The sequence below is a fragment of the Paraburkholderia sediminicola genome, assembly GCF_046026855.1.
Taxonomy (GTDB): domain Bacteria; phylum Pseudomonadota; class Gammaproteobacteria; order Burkholderiales; family Burkholderiaceae; genus Paraburkholderia; species Paraburkholderia sediminicola_A.
On sequence record NZ_JAQQET010000032.1, the window covers coordinates 16,283 to 35,516 of the forward strand.

Annotated in this window: 10 protein-coding genes and 3 pseudogenes; 6 read left to right on the forward strand and 7 right to left on the reverse strand. The window is 56.0% G+C overall.

The window, feature by feature from the left end; genetic code table 11:
* Window positions 1–133: 133 nt before the first annotated feature.
* Together PQR40_RS29050 and PQR40_RS29055 are read left to right on the forward strand one after the other, a co-directional pair.
* Complete coding sequence (locus tag PQR40_RS29050) at window positions 134–919, forward strand: SDR family NAD(P)-dependent oxidoreductase (RefSeq protein ID WP_408510375.1); 786 nt, start codon at window positions 134–136, stop codon at window positions 917–919.
* A gap of 564 nt (window positions 920–1,483) precedes the next feature.
* A complete protein-coding gene (locus tag PQR40_RS29055) occupies window positions 1,484–2,656 on the forward strand; it encodes a helix-turn-helix domain-containing protein (RefSeq protein WP_408510376.1) in 1,173 nt (390 codons plus the stop codon).
* A gap of 130 nt (window positions 2,657–2,786) precedes the next feature.
* Here the strand turns inward: PQR40_RS29055 and PQR40_RS29060 are convergent, their stop codons facing one another.
* Genes PQR40_RS29060 through PQR40_RS29070 form a run of 3 tightly spaced genes read right to left on the reverse strand, consistent with a single transcriptional unit; the run spans window position 2,787 to window position 5,617 of the window.
* Complete coding sequence (locus PQR40_RS29060; RefSeq protein WP_408510377.1) at window positions 2,787–3,725, reverse strand: alpha/beta fold hydrolase; 939 nt, start codon at window positions 3,723–3,725, stop codon at window positions 2,787–2,789.
* Between the two features lie 26 nt (window positions 3,726–3,751).
* Window positions 3,752–5,017: an MFS transporter gene (locus PQR40_RS29065; RefSeq protein ID WP_408510378.1), complete on the reverse strand. Its 1,266-nt coding sequence runs from the start codon at window positions 5,015–5,017 to the stop codon at window positions 3,752–3,754.
* A 51-nt stretch (window positions 5,018–5,068) separates the two neighbouring features.
* The gene (locus PQR40_RS29070) at window positions 5,069–5,617 is read right to left on the reverse strand and encodes a TetR/AcrR family transcriptional regulator (RefSeq protein WP_408510449.1); all 549 of its coding nucleotides are present in this window, start codon (window positions 5,615–5,617) and stop codon (window positions 5,069–5,071) included.
* Window positions 5,618–5,707: 90 nt separating this feature from the next.
* On the opposite strand from PQR40_RS29070, the pseudogene PQR40_RS29075 reads away from it, so the two are divergent.
* A pseudogene (locus tag PQR40_RS29075) lies at window positions 5,708–6,251 on the forward strand (IS3-like element IS407 family transposase); the annotation flags it as partial.
* 58 nt (window positions 6,252–6,309) lie between these two features.
* Here PQR40_RS29075 and PQR40_RS29080 read toward each other — a convergent pair.
* Window positions 6,310–6,396 (reverse strand): annotated as a pseudogene (locus PQR40_RS29080) (oxidoreductase); the annotation flags it as partial.
* A gap of 220 nt (window positions 6,397–6,616) precedes the next feature.
* Window positions 6,617–7,514 (reverse strand): annotated as a pseudogene (locus tag PQR40_RS29085) (LysR substrate-binding domain-containing protein).
* Between the two features lie 175 nt (window positions 7,515–7,689).
* Between PQR40_RS29085 and PQR40_RS29090 the strand changes: the two are divergent.
* Together PQR40_RS29090 and PQR40_RS29095 are read left to right on the forward strand one after the other, a co-directional pair.
* Complete coding sequence (locus tag PQR40_RS29090) at window positions 7,690–8,109, forward strand: nuclear transport factor 2 family protein (RefSeq protein WP_408510379.1); 420 nt, start codon at window positions 7,690–7,692, stop codon at window positions 8,107–8,109.
* A 33-nt stretch (window positions 8,110–8,142) separates the two neighbouring features.
* Window positions 8,143–8,898: an NAD-dependent epimerase/dehydratase family protein gene (locus tag PQR40_RS29095; protein WP_408510380.1), complete on the forward strand. Its 756-nt coding sequence runs from the start codon at window positions 8,143–8,145 to the stop codon at window positions 8,896–8,898.
* Window positions 8,899–13,562: 4,664 nt separating this feature from the next.
* Here the strand turns inward: PQR40_RS29095 and PQR40_RS29100 are convergent.
* Window positions 13,563–14,543 carry a ParB/RepB/Spo0J family partition protein gene (locus PQR40_RS29100; protein ID WP_408510381.1) on the reverse strand — a complete coding sequence of 327 codons (981 nt, stop codon included), beginning with the start codon at window positions 14,541–14,543 and terminating at the stop codon, window positions 13,563–13,565.
* A complete protein-coding gene (locus tag PQR40_RS29105; protein ID WP_408510382.1) occupies window positions 14,540–15,748 on the reverse strand; it encodes a ParA family protein in 1,209 nt (402 codons plus the stop codon). Before PQR40_RS29105 ends, PQR40_RS29100 begins: the two co-directional genes overlap by 4 nt.
* Window positions 15,749–16,869: 1,121 nt before the next feature.
* Here PQR40_RS29105 and PQR40_RS29110 point away from each other — a divergent pair.
* Window positions 16,870–18,267, forward strand: coding sequence for a replication initiation protein (locus PQR40_RS29110; RefSeq protein ID WP_408510383.1), 1,398 nt, complete (start codon window positions 16,870–16,872; stop codon window positions 18,265–18,267).
* The last annotated feature ends 967 nt before the right edge of the window (window positions 18,268–19,234 follow it).

Here is a 19,234-nt window from a genome sequence, read left to right on the forward strand (position 1 = left end):
CATCATCAGGATGCTATGAGACTTAGTCTCATAGCTGAATCTTCCATCCACATTAGGTCAATTTGGTTGTTTTCCTGTATATCGTCGGCCTCTTAATTAAGTTGGTTTCCGTAAACTCAAAAAGGAAAATCCTATGCGTGCACAGAACAAGGTAGCCATAATCACGGGCGGTACTGGTGGCATCGGGAGCGAGACAGCACGACTGCTTGCTCGCGAAGGCGCAACTGTAGTCATAACTGACCTCGATGAGGTTGGGGGGAAGACATTGGCAGATGAAGTAGGCGGTGCCTTCTATCGATTGAATGTAACAGACCATGCTGCGTGGGAAACGCTGGTTGACGATGTCGTGAAAAGGTATGGCGGAATTGACATACTGGTGCAATGCGCCGGTATTGAGGGTGATCTCAAGGTCGACGTACTCGATACGTCCCCCGATCTTTGGGAACGTGTGATCGCCATCAATCTGACCGGGACGTTTTACGGGTGCAAAGCGGTCATGCCTGCCATGCTTGCCAAAAAGTCTGGATCGATCATTCTTCTATCCTCGATCGTATCCTACATGGCAGCGATGTCCGCAGCGCCATACGGCGTAAGCAAAGCGGGTGTTCAACATCTCGCCAAGACCATGGCATTAGTCGGTGCGCGAAATGGCGCCAAGGTGCGTGTCAACTCGATTCATCCAGGTCTAATCAAGACCCGAATGACTGATAACATCATCAAAGAGCTCGCGGACGTGGGTGAGATCAGCGAAGAGCAAGTGGAGGCCTCGATGGTTGGTGAGGTACCTTTTGGCGAGCGCGGCACGCCGAGCGACATCGCGAGCCTCATTCTCTATCTGGCGTCGGACGAATCTCGATACATGACCGGCTCCGACGTCAAGATCGACGGCGGCTGGCTGATAAAAGACGCGACCTCCTGAAATCGAAAGAAGCGACGCAAAGGCGCCTTGACAGCGCCTGAGGAGTCTGCGATTGCTGTCAAGGTCCGGGAATTGCTGCGACACCTGATCGATCGGTTCGTCGCTGACACGGTATCAGTGGCACCGGACACGGCAACATTTCGTAGGTCGCCGTTTCGGGGTATCGTTAAATCCTGCTCGCACATTCGGTTCTCGTCATACACATCGAGACAAGCTCGAATGCTTCATCACGACTAGTGTTGTTCTGTCGGTCGTTGTACTGTACATGGAGCGCAATGCCAAGTTCTTGAACCAGCGTTTGTGTGTTGCGGAAAGTGCATATATCCGCAACAGTGAGCTCCACCGGTATCTGGTGCGAAAACACGCAAAGAGGAATGCACGATGAGCGACGAAGCATTATTTCGCGCGGATGTCCGACGGGGATCGATCTCCAAGAAACATGGGCAGCGGTGCAATCGATCTGGTCAACCGATTCAACGACGTAGCAGAAGGTTGCACCGAGGGCATTACACTCAAGCCCGCTCAGTGCGTCATACATCGAACTCTCACGTTGCTTCCCCACCGATGAAACAAGAAGCCAATTCGTCGACAACCATTCAGCGGTCCCTGCAGACGGCCCGTACTCGCTTTTTCGATGGCGGAGAGCTGCCTGCGGCGTTGCTGCCACCGCTCGTGGCCCAATCTTGGCAGCGCTCACGCGACAGTGGACTGCGCCCTTGGCAGGCACCGCAATATGACCAGACCCTGTCCTGCTTGCAGTACACTCCGGCCGACCGGCGCCTGCGCCAGTGCGTGGAACAGGAAATCGAACCGCTGTGGAGCGCCTTCGGAGGCACCGACTGGACCATTTTCTGCGTTAACCCCGAAGGAGTGATCGTTCACGCGCGCCACAACCCCTCAAGCCGCGACAGCATACTTCAGCCCATCGCCGCAGGCCGACGCATTCATGAGTCGCACGTGGGCACGACCGCTCCAGGCTGCGCCATGCACGACAGCGCGGAAGTCATTGTCACCGGCAACCAGCACTACCTCGAAGCATTTGCATGCATCTTCTGCCTCGCCATGCCCCTGTTCGGTCTTGACGGCGAGGTAATCGGCGCGCTCGACATCACGGGCAAGGGACAACGTAATGCTTACGTACTGCGCGAGCATTTCCGACTCGCTGTGCTATCCGCGCAGCAGCGCCTCTTCGCCTCCGCGATGCGCCACTGTCACCTCCTACGCGTCCAGCATGATCCACGCTGGTTGCCGACGCCACTGGCTGGTGTCCTGGCAGTGAATGACGACGGCCAAGTATGTGCCGCCAGCCTCGAGGCGCGGCGGCTACTCGCGCTGCCGTCAATCGGCCCCCTTCCAAGGGTCGATCTACGGCAACTCTTCGTTCACGCGTCGCAGGCCCAGCAGCGGGGATTACTGCAACTTGGGCGTCCCGCCCGACGCATTGTCCAAGCCGACGGCAGCCACCTCTGGGTGCAGCCGGTACGAGCGCCACTGAACCGTACCGTACCCCGTCCACCGCTACCTCGGTCGCAGCAACCCTCTCCGCCCGTCGCCGACGCCGTCTCCGGCAACCTTAACGAACAGATGCTCCTGGCCGTGCGGCGGACTCTGCACGAGCACGACGGCAATATCTCAACCGCCTCCAAGCAACTAGGCATCTCTCGCACAACCTTCTACTCCAAGCTGCGCCAACTCCAACAAGCCGGGCTATTACCCACCGCGACTGACGGTGAATGAGGAACGCTACGACACACGACAACGACGAGCTTTTCAATGTTTGGCCTTGTTTCGAGAACATCGCTAACCACGCCATCACAGGCAAGACTACGCTTCCGATCGAGTTCTGGCCCTACATCACTGCGACCAATCAGCTATTAGTAAACGCCAGAATCTGATCGGCAACATCCCGCGGCGCCTCCTCCGGCATATAGTGCCCGCACGCATCGAACACGCCACCGCGAACGTCATCCGCCATGAGACTCATCGTGTCAAACAGCATCTTCCCCACGCCGGACTCCGCGCGAAACGCTAGTACCGGCATGCCGAGCTTCCGTTCGGCGCGCTGCCTGCTGTGCTCCAGACCTTGAGGACTGAGCGCGTGCCGATAGTACGACAGCGAAGCCCGCAACGCTCCGGGCGCCGAATTCACTCGCACATACTCATCGAGATCCGTGGACGTGATAACCCAGGGCCGCTCCGCTTTGACGCGGAACAGCCACGTCAGGAATTCGCGTTCACGTCCGCGGAGCAGAATTTCGGGCAAGTCTGCCAATCGATTGAAAGTGAAGTGCCAGGTTTTCACGTTCGCTTCCTCCGATATGATCCCTGCATCAGGCGGCGGTGAAATGCCCGGTAGCGCCGCGTCGAACACAACAAGTCGCTTCACGTCTTCCGGCCATTCGGCCGCATAGGCATAACCAATCCACGTGCCGATGTCATGTCCCACGACATCGATCGGACCGTCCGAGCACAGGCCCAATGCCTCAACCAATCCGTGGACATCCGCCGCAATGGTCCCCATATCGTAGCCGAACGCCGGCCGATCCGAATCACCCATGCCTCTAGGATCAATAGCGATCACGCGTCGCCCGGCCCGCGTGAGCATCGGCATCACATATCGCCACGCGTACCAGCTTTGTGGCCATCCGGGTAGCAACAGAATCGGCGCGCCGTGGCCGCCCTCGACGAAATGCAGACGAATACCGTTGACGGTGGCGGTACTGTGGCGAAATTCGGTCCAGAATGCGGGAAACGCAAAAGGTGGAGCTATTTCCGCCAGGGACATCCGGACAATCTCGTCCTTCATGGAAACTCCTTACCTCAGTATTTGCATTAGTGAATCGATCTTCTCTCACGGGATGATCCTGATGCTGCATCGATCTCGGCGTGGCCGCCATGCGATATACGAAACTCACCCACCAAACCGATCGCAGCGATCAACGGCATCGCTACCCCGAATGCCGAAGCGAGTGACCAACCACCTCGCGCATAAGCCCACGTGCCGATGGCAGATCCCGCCGCACCGCTCAAATAGAATGCCGTCATGAAAAGGCCATTCAGCTTGCTTCGATGCTCGGCTCCCAACTCGAAGATCGCGCGCTGTCCGAGCACGACGTTGAGGGTCACACCCACTCCAAGCAGCACACCGGCGGCGGCGAAACACAGGAGTCCGTCCGCCGTGTTGCGTGAACCCCACCATGTCAACGGGTAACTGATGCCGACGAGCGCGATCGCAATGGTTGTCCCCTGACGTGTCCAGCCGCGGTCCGCCACGTTACCTGCGATCGGAGCCGCAACTACGCCAGCTGCACCGACCAGTGAGAACCACGCGATTCCGATCTGGGACAAACGGTAGTGGGGCCCCGCAAGAAGCAACGGCACAACTGTCCAGGACAGGGAAAACGAAGCAAATAGCCCAGCGTGATAGAACGCGCGACGTTGCAGCACGCGCGTTGTGATCGCGAGACCAACCATCGACCCGAGCATACGGCAGTAGCCGAGGGATACCTCCGGAACCCAACGGGGTAATACGCGCCAAAACACACTTCCAGTGACAAATAGGCAGCCTGCGGAAAGCACAAATATCGTGTGCCACGAGGCCGCGTGTGCTACGACGCTCGCGACCGGGCGTGCGAGCATGATGCCGAGCATCTGGCCGCTGGTCATGAACCCGATGACGCGGCCCCGCTCGGTTTCAGCGGGCAGAAGCGACGCATACGGAAAGAGAATCCGCATCGCGACTGACGACAATCCAATAGCCAGTGAAGCAGCGAGAAACGGCGTTGCGTGCCGCGACACACCGGCAACGAGCAGCGAAATCACACAGCAGCTTACGAGCAGTAGGATCAGGCGGCGATTCTCGAAGAGATCACCGAGCGGAACGATCAACAGCAAGCCCAGAGCGTATCCGAGTTGGGTTAGCGTCACGGCAAGACCAGCCGTTGCTGCCGACAGCGCAAGCGACGATCCGATCACACCCACCAGGGGTTGCGCGTAATACATGTTCACGGTGATGAAGGCACTTGCTGCGGCGAGAATTAGGACAATCCCGCGTGATAGCCTCTGATGTGACGATGTTGCAATAAAAGTCTTGCTCATGGTTTTCGGACCCACAATAGGGAGCATTTACTCCCAAATTAGCCAAAATGATCAATCGAGCAGCCGCAACGCACTTTCAGCGATTTCCAGCATTTCGTCGTGCGACCGGCCTGTCTTTCCCAACACCCGCATGCCCTGCACCACACAAAGCAAGAGACGTCCAGCGGACTCGGCCTCTATTCCCATAGAGATGGAACCATCTACTTGGCCCTGTCGGATCGCATCCACAAGGCGCCCCTCGTGTCCATCCAGGACGATACGTACGCGCTTTGCCATGTCCTGATCCGAGCTCGACAAATCCACCGCACTGCCGACCACAAGACAGCCACGCCGCCCCAGACTGCCATGGCTGTACCCCGCGTAAACGTTGAGAATTGCTCTCACCCGCTCCCTTCCACTGTCTGCGCGCGCCAGTTCTTCGACCAGGCGATTGTTGCGCAGCTCAACATAACGCTCAAATGCCGCAAGAAAAACGGCCCGCTTGTCGCTGAACGCCTTGTACAAGCTGCCTTCAGTGATACCGATCGCCGTGGTGAGCCTGCCCAGCGAGGTGGCGTGATACCCGAACTCGCTGAACACGCCGATAGCCTTGTCCAACACATCTTCGAGCACGAACTCCCGGGGACGTCCCGGCCCACGGACTTCCGTGGCTCGGTGAATTAATTTGACCATTTACATAAATTAGAGAGCATTCACTTCCAAATCAAGAGATGTCCGTCGTCGCGTGGAAAATCCATCGAGATCGATAAGCCAGTCAAGGAACTGCACACGAAGCACGGCCCCAGTGACGCGTTGTTCCCGGCACACGAAGTTCGGCGGCATGGAAACGTCGGAAGCGAGCCGACGGAAGGGACTTGAGGCCGAGAATGCGCGGCTGAAGTGGCTACCGGTCGAAGCCCCGCTCGACATGGATGCGTTGAAAGTTGTCGCCAAAGGAGAACCCTTAGCCCACAAGCCAAACGCGAAGCAGCGGCGGCGATACGGGAGACGGCCTACATCTCTGAGCGCCGCGCCTGTCAGCTTGTTAGGCTTTCTCGCAGCGTGTTGCACTATGAGCGACGGCGGACTAGGAGAATGAAGCGTTGACAGTGCGTCTGGTTGAGCTGGCGCACATCAGGCAGGGTTAGTCGCGCGGCGCCGTCACGGCGTCATGATCGAACACCAACCACTGGATTTGCCGAGTGCGCCCAACAAGATTCGGTCAATCGACTTCGTAATGAACGCACTCACCAGCTTAGCCATTGCGCAGGGCGGCCTCGGCTCGCCCCAAAGTGTACTTTGCCCACATAGATCAGCGTGCCGCCGTAGCCATCTGTGCGCCTATTCGCCCGAGAATCAACGAACTGGTTGATGAGATAGCCGTTGGCGCCGTGAGCGCCGCCCCCATGCCACTCGGCCGCCCGTATGAACCTGTGGCAGCGGCCGAATTCCTTGCATGGCTCATCAGCGAAAAGAACGGCCATATGACCGGGCAGACCATTTTTATTGACGGCGGTCGATGCAGTGATCCGCGGCGATTCGATCTGGTAGATCGCTGGACGATCTACGCCGGGAAACACGCATGTCGGGCAACCCACACGGCACGTACGGGGTCACCGGCTATAGACGCGTCTTTTCCGGCGGTACGTGTTCACTAATGAAATCGATGAATGCCCGCAGCTTAGGCGTGATATGTCTACCGGACGGCCACAACAGTTGGAAGGTGTTGTGGTCGGTCGTGTACTCGTCCAGAACCGTTATCAGTCTGCCGTCGTTGAGGGCATCGCGCACCGTGAAGTCTGATATGTATGCAATGCCGAGACCTTCCAAGGCGAAGCACAGGCGTGCCTCGTTTGTATTGCATGTCACTGCAGCGGCAAATCGCGCCTCGGATTCGTCGGCATCGTACCGCAGTTGCCAGACCTGCAGTTTGCCGGTGTTTGGCATGCGGAACTGAATGCAGGCATCTTCGGCGAGTTGCTCGGGGCGGGCCGGCTTGCCGCGGCGCTCGAAGTAGTCCGGCGCGCCGACCAGCAGCATCCGGAAAGAGCCCAATCGCCGCGAGGTCAATCGGGAGTCAGCGACGTCGCCGCTACGCACGACCGCGTCGTAGCCCTCCTCGATCACGTCGACTTTGCGGTTGTCAAAGTCGAGATCAAGTTCGATCTCGGGATAACGCCGCTGAAACTCGACAAGCACGGGCAGAAAGGGGGCGCCAATCGTCGCCAAGCCGATGCGCAACCGCCCTTTGGGAACTGCCGATGCCTCAGACAACTCGGCTTGCGCCGCATCGAACTCCGCGCAGAATGCGGCGTGCGCGCTCGACAAAAATCTCGCCCTCGGCGGTCAACGTGACGCTGCGTGTGCTTCGATGAAACAACCGGACACCGAGACTCTGCTCGAGACGCGTCACGCTTTTACCCACGCCGGAAGCGGAAATACCAAGGTTGCGGCCGGCAGCAACAAAACTACGTGTCTCGGCAGCCTGAACAAAAACATTAAGTGCAACGCTATCCATAGTCTCGCGACATCCATTGTGCGGACACATTGTCCACTCTATCGGGAACTCTACCCTACTTAATTCAAGCGTGAGAAGCAGTTACTTTTGCAACATGGAGAGGACGCGGACTCCTTGCCTCGCTGGAAACAACGACCTCTTTTCCCGTTGTACTGAAAATGCATTGGTAAAACCAATGCCCGAACAGGAACTCATGATGACAACCGGATCAGATTTCTTCGATCTCGCGCGCAAGCTCGAAGACACACGATGGCAGCTACTGCTGAATGCCGATGTTGACGCGCTAACCGATCTTATCTCCGACGATCTGCAATTCGTGCATTCAAGCGGACTGAAGGACGACAAGACGGCCTACCTCGACGCCGTCCGGGCGGGAGCGGTGATCTACCGAAGCGCCAATAGCCGCATTGAGACAGTAATACCCTTGGGTGATGAATCGTTTATCGCAAGCGGCGTCGTGAAAATGGAAGCGACCGTACGGGGAACCGAACGGAGTCTCCGTTCGCTCTTCATGGTGGTCTGGCGACGCGAGCGGAAAACATGGCGGCTTGTCGCGCACCAGACCACCCTGCTGCCGGCTTCGACCGCTAACTAAGCTATCTAATCAAGTCTTCTAAAGGAACAGATCGTGAACATTTTTGTAACCGGGGCAAGCGGTTTCGTTGGCGGCACTGTCGCCCGCCGCCTGCTCGCCGCAGGCCATAGCGTTCGCGGATTGATCCGCGACGCAAGCAAAGCCGAATCATTGAAGGCGCTAGGCATCGAGCCTGTGATCGGCAGCCTCGAAGACAGCAGTCTGCTGACGCGCGAAGCCCAGCAATCGGACGGCGTAATTCACGCTGCCGACAGCGACCACCGGTCGGCGATCGAAGCCGTTATCGAGGGTCTGCGCGACTCCGGCAAGTCACTGCTGCGCACGAGCGGATCGAGTGTGATCGGCGATGACGCGCTGGGCAATAGCGTTTCGGAAGCGATCTTCGACGAAGACACGCCGATGGTCGTCGAGCCCGTCAAGCAACCCCGTCGTGACATTGAACTGCGGGTACTCGCCGCGTCCGAGGAAGGTGTGCGCGCTGTGGTGATCTGTCCAAGCAACATCTACGGCAGCGGTACAGGTCTTAATCCGCGCAGCGTGCAGATCCCGTTTCTGATCGACGACGCTCGCAAGGGCGGTGTGTTGCACACGGTTGGACGGGGCGTCAATCGCTGGTCGAACGTCCAATTTGTGCCCGCGAGCGGACCATGCACTCGTCGCGACCTAGCACCCTCACCGAACTTTGCCGTTGGACGCTCTTTAGCGCGTGCACTCCGAGAAGGTGACCCATCCTTCGATATACTCGAACCAGAATATTTTCCAACCGGACGTACTTGCGCGAAGTTTTAACCGATAGTGAACACTATAGAGTTTCTCACCGATGGAAACCGGAGTTTCACGCAATTGATCTCACGGCGTGATCAACAGTTGCATTTACCGAATTCGATCATGAGACACCGCGCGCCGATGCAGACGCTTGAACGCTGCCGCTCGCGGCGAATCGCTCAAGCATAGGTCGAGCAGTCCACTGGTGTCGACCACCTCCAGATGTATGGTCGGCTGAACACGCCTTATCACCACATCTGGACGGCCGTTCGGGTTCTCAGCACTGGTCGGCTACGTGAGGGTCGTCGAGTATGTTCGCTTAGGTCCCGTCCAGTGCCGGTATGTAGTGAGCGCGGCAACTGAATACAGAAATGCTGCGCAATTTCGGCGCTACTGCACGTTCGTGCGGGTGCCCCGAACCTCCAGGGGTTGCCGTACAGAGACGACGACGTAGGAAGTCCCGCGACAACATCTCCCTATCTAATAGGAGTTTGATGTTCACCCGTTAAATGTCTGCAGAGATGTCGTCGTGCACGACCAGACAGGTTTTAAAACACGAGGTTGAAATGGAGGCGTGTGTGGATGCTGGTGATTTTCAATGTGTGGACGCGCACGGTGCTCGCCTATCACCTCGTGGTGGCCCGCGAATAAAGTCGGTACGACGTGAACATGATCGAGAAAGCGCTGGTACCGCATCACGCTCACCCTTTCAAGCTCAGCAACACCCCCTCAGACGGCTTTGAGTCGTAACAGTTGTCGGAGCTCGCGTTCGTTAGCTGAGAATGGATTCTCCCCTGCGACGCGAAGCCGCCTCGCGAATGATACCTTGAAGGCGATAGGCTGTCTCGCCGATGCGGGGCCGATTCACGGCTCCGATGAACGGTCATGCGACGAACGTCTCTTCGCTACGATTTCCAGCCATTTGTACTCGTGCGTGCCGGGCCGTGCGGGCGCTTATCCGGACTGTGTTCGCCGCGCGCTCGCTGAGGCGAAGGCCAACCTGCGTCTTTATGTGACGCTCGACGAACTAGTGGAGCTTGTCGAATATGAGGTCGCTGAATATAGCGGCACGGCGCACCGGAATTTGAATGACGACACTCGATGCAATAGAGTATTTGTCCGCGGCAAACAAATGATGATCAGGTGGCCCACAGAACATCATCATCGACGCACAGTGTGCCTGAAGCAATGGGTGCGCCAGTGCTCCGACGACGCTTTCCATCGGTACTGGTGAGGTCTTTTAACCCTGTCGTTTTCGCGAGAGGGAGCATGTTTTTTGAGATAGTGCGTCCGATTGGTCCGTCGCTTTATCCTCAAGTCACCGGCAGCAGTCGGACCGCCACGCCGGTGCCCGAGGCGCTCTACAAGCTCGCGGTCCAATGTCCGCATTACAGAGTCCTGGGGGCGTTGATCTACGAAACGTTGCGGATCCGCTAGACCCGCGCGATCGAGCATGCGCGGCGGCTGCTTACTCTCAACTATCCTAGGATGAGCAGCTATCATGCGCAGAGTAAACACAAGCCGCACCACCTCGAAGGCCCGTTCTTTGCCAAACTGCTTGAGGTCATTGGCGATCCCGATCAACCCGTCGGCTCCAACCGATGCAATCGACTACGACTAGTGTTGAGGATTCGCGGGGCGATCTCCTGAACTCACGGGGCACGGTGCTGCTCGTTTGCGGTGTAGCGCCGTGCCAACTAGAACGGGTACAGTGACTGCGAGGCGTACAACGATGCACTCGAGCCGGCGGCAGATCAAACTGCTTACTGTCTTTGCTGGCCGGATGGGTTGCTCGCAAAACACAGATCGTTTCGCGGCAGGCGGTCAAAGAGATATTTTTTTTATATACCCGTACATTTACTACGAAACACGTAGCATTTGATACGCATCACTCGGTTTGGCGTATCTCCTTCCGAAGTCAACGGTTTCTGCCTGACCTCATATCACCGCAGCTATCTTCGCCGTGAAACATTAAGACAAATGGGGTCACAAAGTGCCCGCCTTCCCCGATCAGCGTTGGCTTTCCCGAGTTCTCCAGCTTGATTGTCGATGTTTCACGCAAGCTCGATTCGACCGACACTGTCATTCCGAATGATTTCAGACATTCCCATTCGATAATCGAGAGGCAACGTGTTCATTTCTTCCAAGTGTGAGTAGAAGTCTCAATGTGACGAGTCAGTCCTTGCTCAACCAGCATTATTAAATAGGGTCACATCATAATTTCTTTTCGGTCCACTGGACTTGGACCCGCAGCCGCGATCGGGCTAGCCGATGACAGAGAAGTTTTCGTCACAAGTCACGCGAGGACCATTCATAGATCATGACGCATGGCTGTTGCTGTCATCGAAGGATTAAAGAAAATGCAAATGCCAACCTGAGGAGTACCCAGAAGCCCAAGGTCGGATCTCTATGACACTCGTTCTAGATAGGAGCCCCGGCGAGCACTCGCCTAGTGGGACCTTCGTCAGAAGAGCTTTCAGGAATCCGCGAGCGGCGGATGTCATCCGCCTTCACAGCTTTACTGAGTTACGACAGGGACAGAACCTCATGCTCTTCAGACGGGGCGAAGCGCATTGACCGCTGGCGGGTAAGTCGCTAATTCGACAGAAAGGACAACAATCCTATCCGACTGACGGTCAAGGAACCACACTCAGGGGACGATCATTGCCGCGACGCAATGGTGGCTGCAAAGATACTCCTCTGAGCAGCTGATTGCTGCCAGCACCTGTTTGCCCCCTTCGGGGAGGTCAGTATCTTATGTCGTGGACGATTGAGATGACCGTCGTCACGCTGTTCCGAACGCCACGAAGGCCGTTTGCACGCGTCAGCCGGCTCGACCACGTCCCAGTAACGGGTGGTGGCCTTGATGAACCATACTCAATCCATTTCTCGATTGCGGCTCTAGACCCAAAACGCCCCCGCATCGTTGCGCCGGCTCGCGCTGCGAGTTCCGGCGCAGACCATCGCGCGGCCTTACTTCACCGACGACAGCGACAGCAACTATCCTCCGCCGGGATGAATTGATTCAAGCCACACGCTCGCAAGCCGCCCTAGTCGAATTGCGATTAGGCATGGCTGGGTCCATTGTCACCGACCATCTGAAGGCTTCGCGAAGGCGTCCGGCGACAGTGGCCTGCCTGAAAATGGCGGGCCGAGTTGCAGCGTCGGCCACGGCTCGCCCTAAGGGGAATCCCCGCCGTCGGTGTGTAGTTCCGGCGTCCGATCTCCATGCAGTTGGGGCAGAGGGAATCTGAACACTCGCCGAACTGGCGGCCTTTTACAACCAACTCAGCGGTACTTCGCGGCGCTGTGCCATGTATTTGTGTTGGATGGGGCCGGATGCATCGGTGCGTGTCTTCAGCAGTTCGAGGAAAAGATCGGGGCTGAGGCAGTCGACCACGTCAATCTCGCTGACCCGCTGGTACACGTTGAGCACATGGCAAACTGCAGCACGCGTTCTAGAGCCTCTAGCGTGGGTTGTTCTCTGCGTTTTCGCTTATACCGCTGAGATGCGGTTTTGCAGCGGTACGCGCGTATCCCATACAGCGACGGTGAACAGCCAAAGATGTTGCGTGTCTACACAAGATATCGGGAGCGTTTTCTTCTTTTGCCCTTCAAGGTCCGGGGCAAGTCGACGAATTCTTCCCTTGTCCACGACTGAATCGTACAGGGCCTTACTCGAACTGTCCTGTCAATCTCTCGTCGTTCCGCCGGCTGAACGCACCTCAGCGCGCTCGCGATCTTTTGCAACCGATAGCGTGACGCTCAAATCCCAACGTTATGCGACACAAACGCTCCGTGCCGCGTTCACCGCGAGTCGTTGGCGGTTGCTGCCTCATTGATAATGGGGGATCGAACAGAAAGTATGCTGTAGAAGTCCGAGACGGGCATTCGATGCGCGGCATCGCGTTTCTGAGTGATTAAGTGACAACCCGGAGCTCACTTGGATGGACCACCCCGGTGAAAACGACCGGATCCCGCTAAACAGGTATTCCAGCACTCATTCCCGCACACATTTAGTCTGTAGGCGCGATTGAGAGAGTTTCAAACGAAGTGAATCCAGCGCGCACAGCACCGCGAACGTGTTCAGACAACTTTAGTCGACATGTTGACAAAAGCCGACGCATGACACCTGAATTCGAGCGATTCCGATCCCTCAAAGCACTAGATGTGAATGACGGTGCGACCGGACATTAGGTTTATATCTGGCCTAGGGCGGCTTTGCGCTAGACAGCCGACTTGGGTCGCACTGCGAGCAGTCCTCCTCCGAAGAGTGTGCCTAGTAGCACACTCTCTCATCGGCTCACCGCTGGGGGGGAGTGGGACGAGTAATTTTGTGTGGATGCGGTCAATCTGCGGCTGATCAGCCGATCCCAGGTCGGCCCTGCAAGCTCCGCCGAAAAGTGTGCCTAGTAGCACACTCTTTCATCGGCCGACCGTTGGGGGCGGTAACTTCGCATTGGCTCTGTACCTGCGACCGGTCAGTCGACGCAGTTTGCCACACAAGCAGGGCTCCTAGTACCACGCTCTCGTGCGACCGCCACGCGCTCCCCGCTCCGTGAAGTGTGGCCGACAATTCGGGGAGCCAAGCGTTGAAGCGCATCTGAATGCGCATCCGTATACACACCGATTCTGGCAGGCAAAAAAAGCCCGCATCGAGGCGGGCTCCAAATCCATTGGTGATGCCCTCACTTAAGAGGGTCGCCGTTAAACAGCTCGCTGATGACCTGGCGAATCCGGGTCTCCTGTACATCTGAAAGGACGCCCGTTTTGATTTTTACGGTGAAACTGTTCACGTCCTTGGTAATGCTGCCTGCGTGAGTATTTCCCGCAAAGAACTTCTCAATTGAACGCTCGCGAGCCGTTGTGCTTGACGCGCGGCGGCCGAGCAAGGCAGCGATCGCCGGCGCATACTTACCTTGATCCAAGTTTCCCGATACGACATCCTGCCAAAGCTCGCGGGCAGCAGCAACAGCATTCTCCCCATGCTTCTTGATGACATTCGCAATCGCATCGGCGGCATTGCCACCAATTAGCGTCGGATTGATATCGAGGTCGTTCGTGATAAACGCGGGCAAGCTGTCGAATGCGAGATATCTGTATAGCCCTCGCCGACTCATGCCGACGGCTTCGGCCAAACGTGTGCGATTCGGAAATTCTTTTTCGGTACGCCGAATGGCGATGGAAATCTCATAGTCAGCCAGGTCATCACGGCCGATGTTTTCTACTAGCGCCAGCACGGCCATATCCTGGTCCGTGCAATCAATAACGAGGACTTTGATTTCCTCAAGTCCCACCAGTTTGTGTGCGCGCCAACGCCGCTCGCCCGCAACAATTTGATAAGCAGACTCCGCTCGCCGGACAACAATTGGTTGTAGCAGCCCGACTTCGCGAATCGACTCTGCGAGTTCTGATAGTTTCGCGTCGTTGAAAACCCTCCGCGGTTGCCACGGGTTCGGCACTATCTCTGACACTGGCACCACGGATTGCGCGCCACGTGTCTCCAACTCCTGAATCTTAATATTGGCCGCAGCCAATGCGGCCGCCATTCCCGGCCCGGTCTTCGGTTTATCGTTTGTTGGCCTCGCGGCGGCAACTTCGTCCTTCGGGATATCTGAAGCAGCCCGCAGATTGGCGGTCTGCTCGGCCATTCGAGCACGGATATTCATTTGCCGAGCCTCCACTGTTCGACATACATGTCATCAATCCACTTGCAGTATTCCCTAAGTGGATGACGAACCCGCTCGACAGTTTTCGAGCTAGCGTCCTTCTTACTCAGGTCAAACACCGTCGACAATGCAAGCGCGCCGCTACTCATAGCCGAGCTCGCCGGAATTTCGGTCGGCGACAACCAATCGCCATATGCGCGTTGAGTCCAAGGACGAACCACCGATGCCGACGAAGTCGGGCTGTTATCGACCTTTGAAAGGATGACAGAGATGAAGTCGTAGGCCTTGTTGGCCTCCTTCTCCATGAAATTACGCGCGATGTCAGAGAACAGCCCCCAGAACGACACTGAACTGATGAAGTCGAGGCTTTCTGGAACCAGCGGCATAACCATCGAATCCGCAGCCATCAGCGCATTGAGCGTCAGGTAGGACAGTGAAGGCGCCGTATCGAGGATGATGTAGTCGTACTGGCTGCGAAGCGGCGCGAGACCTTCCCGCAGGATTGCCCAGAATTGAAAGCTGGGTTTCGTCTTGAGCATTGATGGGATATAGAACTCGGCACTGAACAGTGAAGGGTGTGCTGCGATGACGTCCAAACCGTCCCAGTAAGTCTGCTTAACGAATGATGACAGTCCGCCTTCGATGGTCTGGTCGTAGATAAACGGCAAGACCGTCGAGTCCTCATCAACCTCCTTCTCTGCATACAGCCCGCAAAGTTCGGAAAGTGATGCCTGCGGATCCAGGTCAATGGCGAGCACCCTCCGGCCGCGGAGCGACAATCCCTGCGCAAGACACATAGACGTCGTTGTTTTGGTCGAACCGCCTTTGAAGTTCGCCACGAGGATGACCTTCCCATCCGCGTCGCGCGACCCCGTGACCAGCGGCGACTGGTATATTTCGGACAGCTGTTGCACGTAAGTCCGCGTTTCGGCAAGTGTGAAATGGCGGCTACGACCAGTACCCGATGCCTCACCTGCCGGCAACGTGCTTCCCTCCCTTGTAGCTTGGTAGTGAATCTTCGTGCGGTCCAGTCCACAAAGCTCCGCGACCTCGGCCGTAGTGAATGATGGAGCCGATTTTCGCGGTTTCGGCGTCAGGATACTGTTACGCAAGTCTTCCGTGAGCGTGTTAAGCGTCTCCGCGAAACCCGCAAGTTCACTTAGGGTCACTCTTCGCGTAATTGCCGGAAATTCTGCTTTAGACATGGTTTTTAAGGTTTAATCTGAAATCGAGACAAAGCGTAGAATACTAGAAAAATACAAAACAGTACCCACTAACTTAACCTTGGTTCTTAGAAAGCGGCATTGAGTGGCTTTTTTTGAACCAAATGCATTTGTGCATTTCGCAATGTGAGATGAGCTTCCATCGATTAAGCGTGTTTTATCAATCCGCTTAGATAGTTCATGGTGAGGGAAATTGTTGAGCTGGGAGGATGCCCCGTCCAGAAGGTGGGTGAGAAGTTTTGTTGCATGCAGAACGAAGCGAGGTCAGCGCGTCTGATTCCAAACATATATAGGACACAATTGGTCTTGGAGTCCATGAGAACCGTTTCGTACAACAAGGCGCCCCCACAATATTCCTCACCATCATTCGCCTCGCGACTCGCCCCACATCTTCGATCACCGGGAGTTAGCGACATCGGTGGCTATTCAACAAAATCTCTCACCTTGCGGATATGGGAGCTCGATTCGGCAGCCCGCCTCAGTCCTCACCGTCGTGTTGGCAAAGTGGGAGCCGCCTCGATACATCCTAACTATGGACCAGTAAACCGTTTTCCTTGGATTCAACCGAACGTGGCGCCGGCCATAAAAAATTTGCTCACCTGCGCCGACAAAACCCCAAACCGTCTTCACAGGTCGCTCAGAGGAACCCCGCCAGGTAAGGCGTTGTCCGTATCACCGAAGGTCTCAACAATTCATCTCACCATGATACCGGCGGCAACAGGAGGTCTCACCCTGTGCGGGTAAACAATTCACTCTCATAGAGGAATTTCATTCACGTAGCCCTACAAAACGCCTCACCTCTGGCACAAAATCACTCACCTTAGCAGTCTTAAGTCATTGTTTTAGATAGACTCTGATTGCCTCTGTATGTTAGTGAGTTTGTTGTTTCTAAGATTCTAAAAAAACTAAACCAACACAGCCAAGATTAGATACCGATCATTCGCATAACCTATGGTGAGCCAAATTGTTGATGCACTTGATTGCCAAGGTGGGTGAGTCTAATTGTTGAACTGCCTTGCTTGATGGTGAGACTTTTTGTTTTGACACCTCACCTACGCGTGTTACAGTTTTCCGCGGCTAACAACCAAGAAAAGAGGGCCACGATGTCAACTGACGTATCGACACGCGCTACATCGCGCCAAATGTCGCTCGAATTGTTTGAGGAGATGTTGGCCACTGATACGCCGATCCACAAGTCAACCAAGGAAATCGGCTATCAACGAAATAACGTATTCGTTGATGTGACGGATGTCGGAGTCACAGCACGTCGCCTGTTGGATGCAGCGCACTTCATCGTGGCGCAGGAGCCAACCACGCCGAAATACTACGACGTCGAGTTAAGCTACTTCAGGTGGCTTATGCGTTACGACAGCTACAACTACAAGCATCTTAGATCTGTTGTATCCGAAGCACAAAAGGCACTCATCCAAGTATCAGCGGCCCCGCAGGGTAGCACCTCCTCTGAAAACGAAAAATGGGTGTCCGTCCAGTTGCTCGGTATTGTGGGTATCGACAAGGGACGCATAACATTTGAAGTCCCGCAACCACTCATCCGCCATATCAAGGACCCCGAGAAGTCGCACTGGTTGAGCCTTCGTATCACGTCGGCCTTCACCCTCACTTACGCACGTGCAATTTATGACCACGTCATTGCATACGTGACGGCTGGCATCACGGATTGGTTCGAAATTGACTTGATCAGAAACTGGCCAGGCAAAGCGGGCTCTAGCGCTACAGTATTCAAGTATTTCAAGCGGGACAGCCTCGAGCCTGCGGTAAGGCAGATCAACGAGGTCTCTGACATTGAACTGAGCTACGAGACACGTACCGAGAGCCCGAAGTCCAAAAAGATTGACCGGATACGCTTCAGACTTTCCAGGAAGGAAGGGGCCGACACCGTCCGCGCAAGCTTGATTGGGTTGAAGGAAACCTACACTACGTTGAAAACCGAATTTGGTTTCACCGAAAAACAGTTTAATGTTATCTCACAAAACCGCGCCATCTGGTCGGATGAACGCATCCTTGATGCAATCGAATATACGCGCGCGAAGATTGATGACGCGAAGGTGACAAAAAGTCCTGCGGGCTATTTGATGAAGGCCATCACTGAAGGCTACAAGCTTTCAGAGGCTGAGCGCCGGATGAAAACGGTATTGGCCCAGAAAGCTACGGAAGACCAGGCAAAGGTGAATGCCAGAGCCAACACGAGAATCGCCGTTGAAGCGAACAGTGTAGCTCGTGAGGAAGAAGCCAAGCAGAGACTGGCCGACGAGGTCCGTACTGGTCGCGAAGCCTTCGACCAAGCTGACACACGCGCGAGGAAAGATTTCATGCGCGCCTACATAGCATCTCCCTCTGGCAAGCTGGCAATCAAGCGTCTCAAGTTCAACATAGCGACCATTGGCGAAGCAGACGTGCTCACCCATCCGGACCTTTCCTTCGCGTTCTACCATTTCGTGTATCTGCGCAACAAACCTAAGGTGGCCCGAGCGCGCCCCTGACCGGGTGAAAACCAAAGGGAGGGCTGTAGTTCAACTGCAGTCGTATTGTGTAGGTAGTTGCGCCAGGCATGCCGATGCGGAAGTTGAACAACCCAAGGGTCTTAAGAGTCGCGTGATTCGCAAAATAAACTACCGTCAGCATTTGACATCAAGATGTAGAGCGAAGCGCCCATTACGGTGATATGCGTGTACATTGAACAGTAGCGGACGCCGTACTAGGATTCTCAACGGGCGCCTTTATCCTCGGCGCGTACGTTCCTCCCCGAAGTGAAGGGTTGCCTTGTGCGAAACCGTGAAACTACCTCGTTGCCAGCAGAGCCCGGACGGCGGTGCTAAGGAACCCTTCAAGCTGAGCGATGTGCGGGAACAGCTGCCGAATTTCTGGCGATTCGATACGAATGTGCATGGCCCGTTCGTCTGCTACCAATCGTATTAGCGATGTTCCACCGTCTTTGCGCGCACCGATTACGGCCGACACAAAAGCGTCCACGGTCTAGCTGCGAACTCTGACGCAGCAATCGAGCGTTCTCCCGCACCACAGCAACCCCGAGTACTATGATAAGTAGCTCAATAGTCCGGGCCTTGCGCACAGTAATGCCACTACCACCCCCGCTTTCAAGAGTCTGAATGACCTCGGCCGGTAACCTTGCGGCCGCACGGGCTCTAGACACCTAAGCCGCGGAAATTCCCAGGTCAGCAGCAAGCGAAGTCTGTGAGTGCCATAACCTGCAAGAGATGTTTGTAGAATCGCCTGAGCGTGACAGTGGATGCGGAGTCTGCTCGCAACCTCGCATGCTTAATCATCGCTGTGTGGCGCTCGAGTTCGCTATTTGAGTCCATTGTCCTGTTTCACTTTCGAAGGCGTCGGGCCGGATGTTGTAGACGAACCTACCGTGCGCGGACGTCAAGTCAAGCGCACCGCACCAGTTATCCGACTGCGCCAACCAGGTGTCTGGATGCGGGCGCA

Excerpts from the sequence above, each read along its gene's own strand:
- PQR40_RS29050 (WP_408510375.1), top strand. The coding sequence starts at position 134 with ATGCGTGCACAGAACAAGGTAGCCATAATCACGGGCGGTACTGGTGGC.
- PQR40_RS29055 (WP_408510376.1), top strand. The coding sequence starts at position 1,484 with ATGAAACAAGAAGCCAATTCGTCGACAACCATTCAGCGGTCCCTGCAG.
- PQR40_RS29060 (WP_408510377.1), bottom strand. The coding sequence starts at position 3,725 with ATGAAGGACGAGATTGTCCGGATGTCCCTGGCGGAAATAGCTCCACCT.
- PQR40_RS29065 (WP_408510378.1), bottom strand. The coding sequence starts at position 5,017 with ATGAGCAAGACTTTTATTGCAACATCGTCACATCAGAGGCTATCACGC.
- PQR40_RS29090 (WP_408510379.1), top strand. The coding sequence starts at position 7,690 with ATGCCCGAACAGGAACTCATGATGACAACCGGATCAGATTTCTTCGAT.
- PQR40_RS29100 (WP_408510381.1), bottom strand. The coding sequence starts at position 14,543 with ATGAATATCCGTGCTCGAATGGCCGAGCAGACCGCCAATCTGCGGGCT.
- PQR40_RS29105 (WP_408510382.1), bottom strand. The coding sequence starts at position 15,748 with ATGTCTAAAGCAGAATTTCCGGCAATTACGCGAAGAGTGACCCTAAGT.
- PQR40_RS29110 (WP_408510383.1), top strand. The coding sequence starts at position 16,870 with ATGTCAACTGACGTATCGACACGCGCTACATCGCGCCAAATGTCGCTC.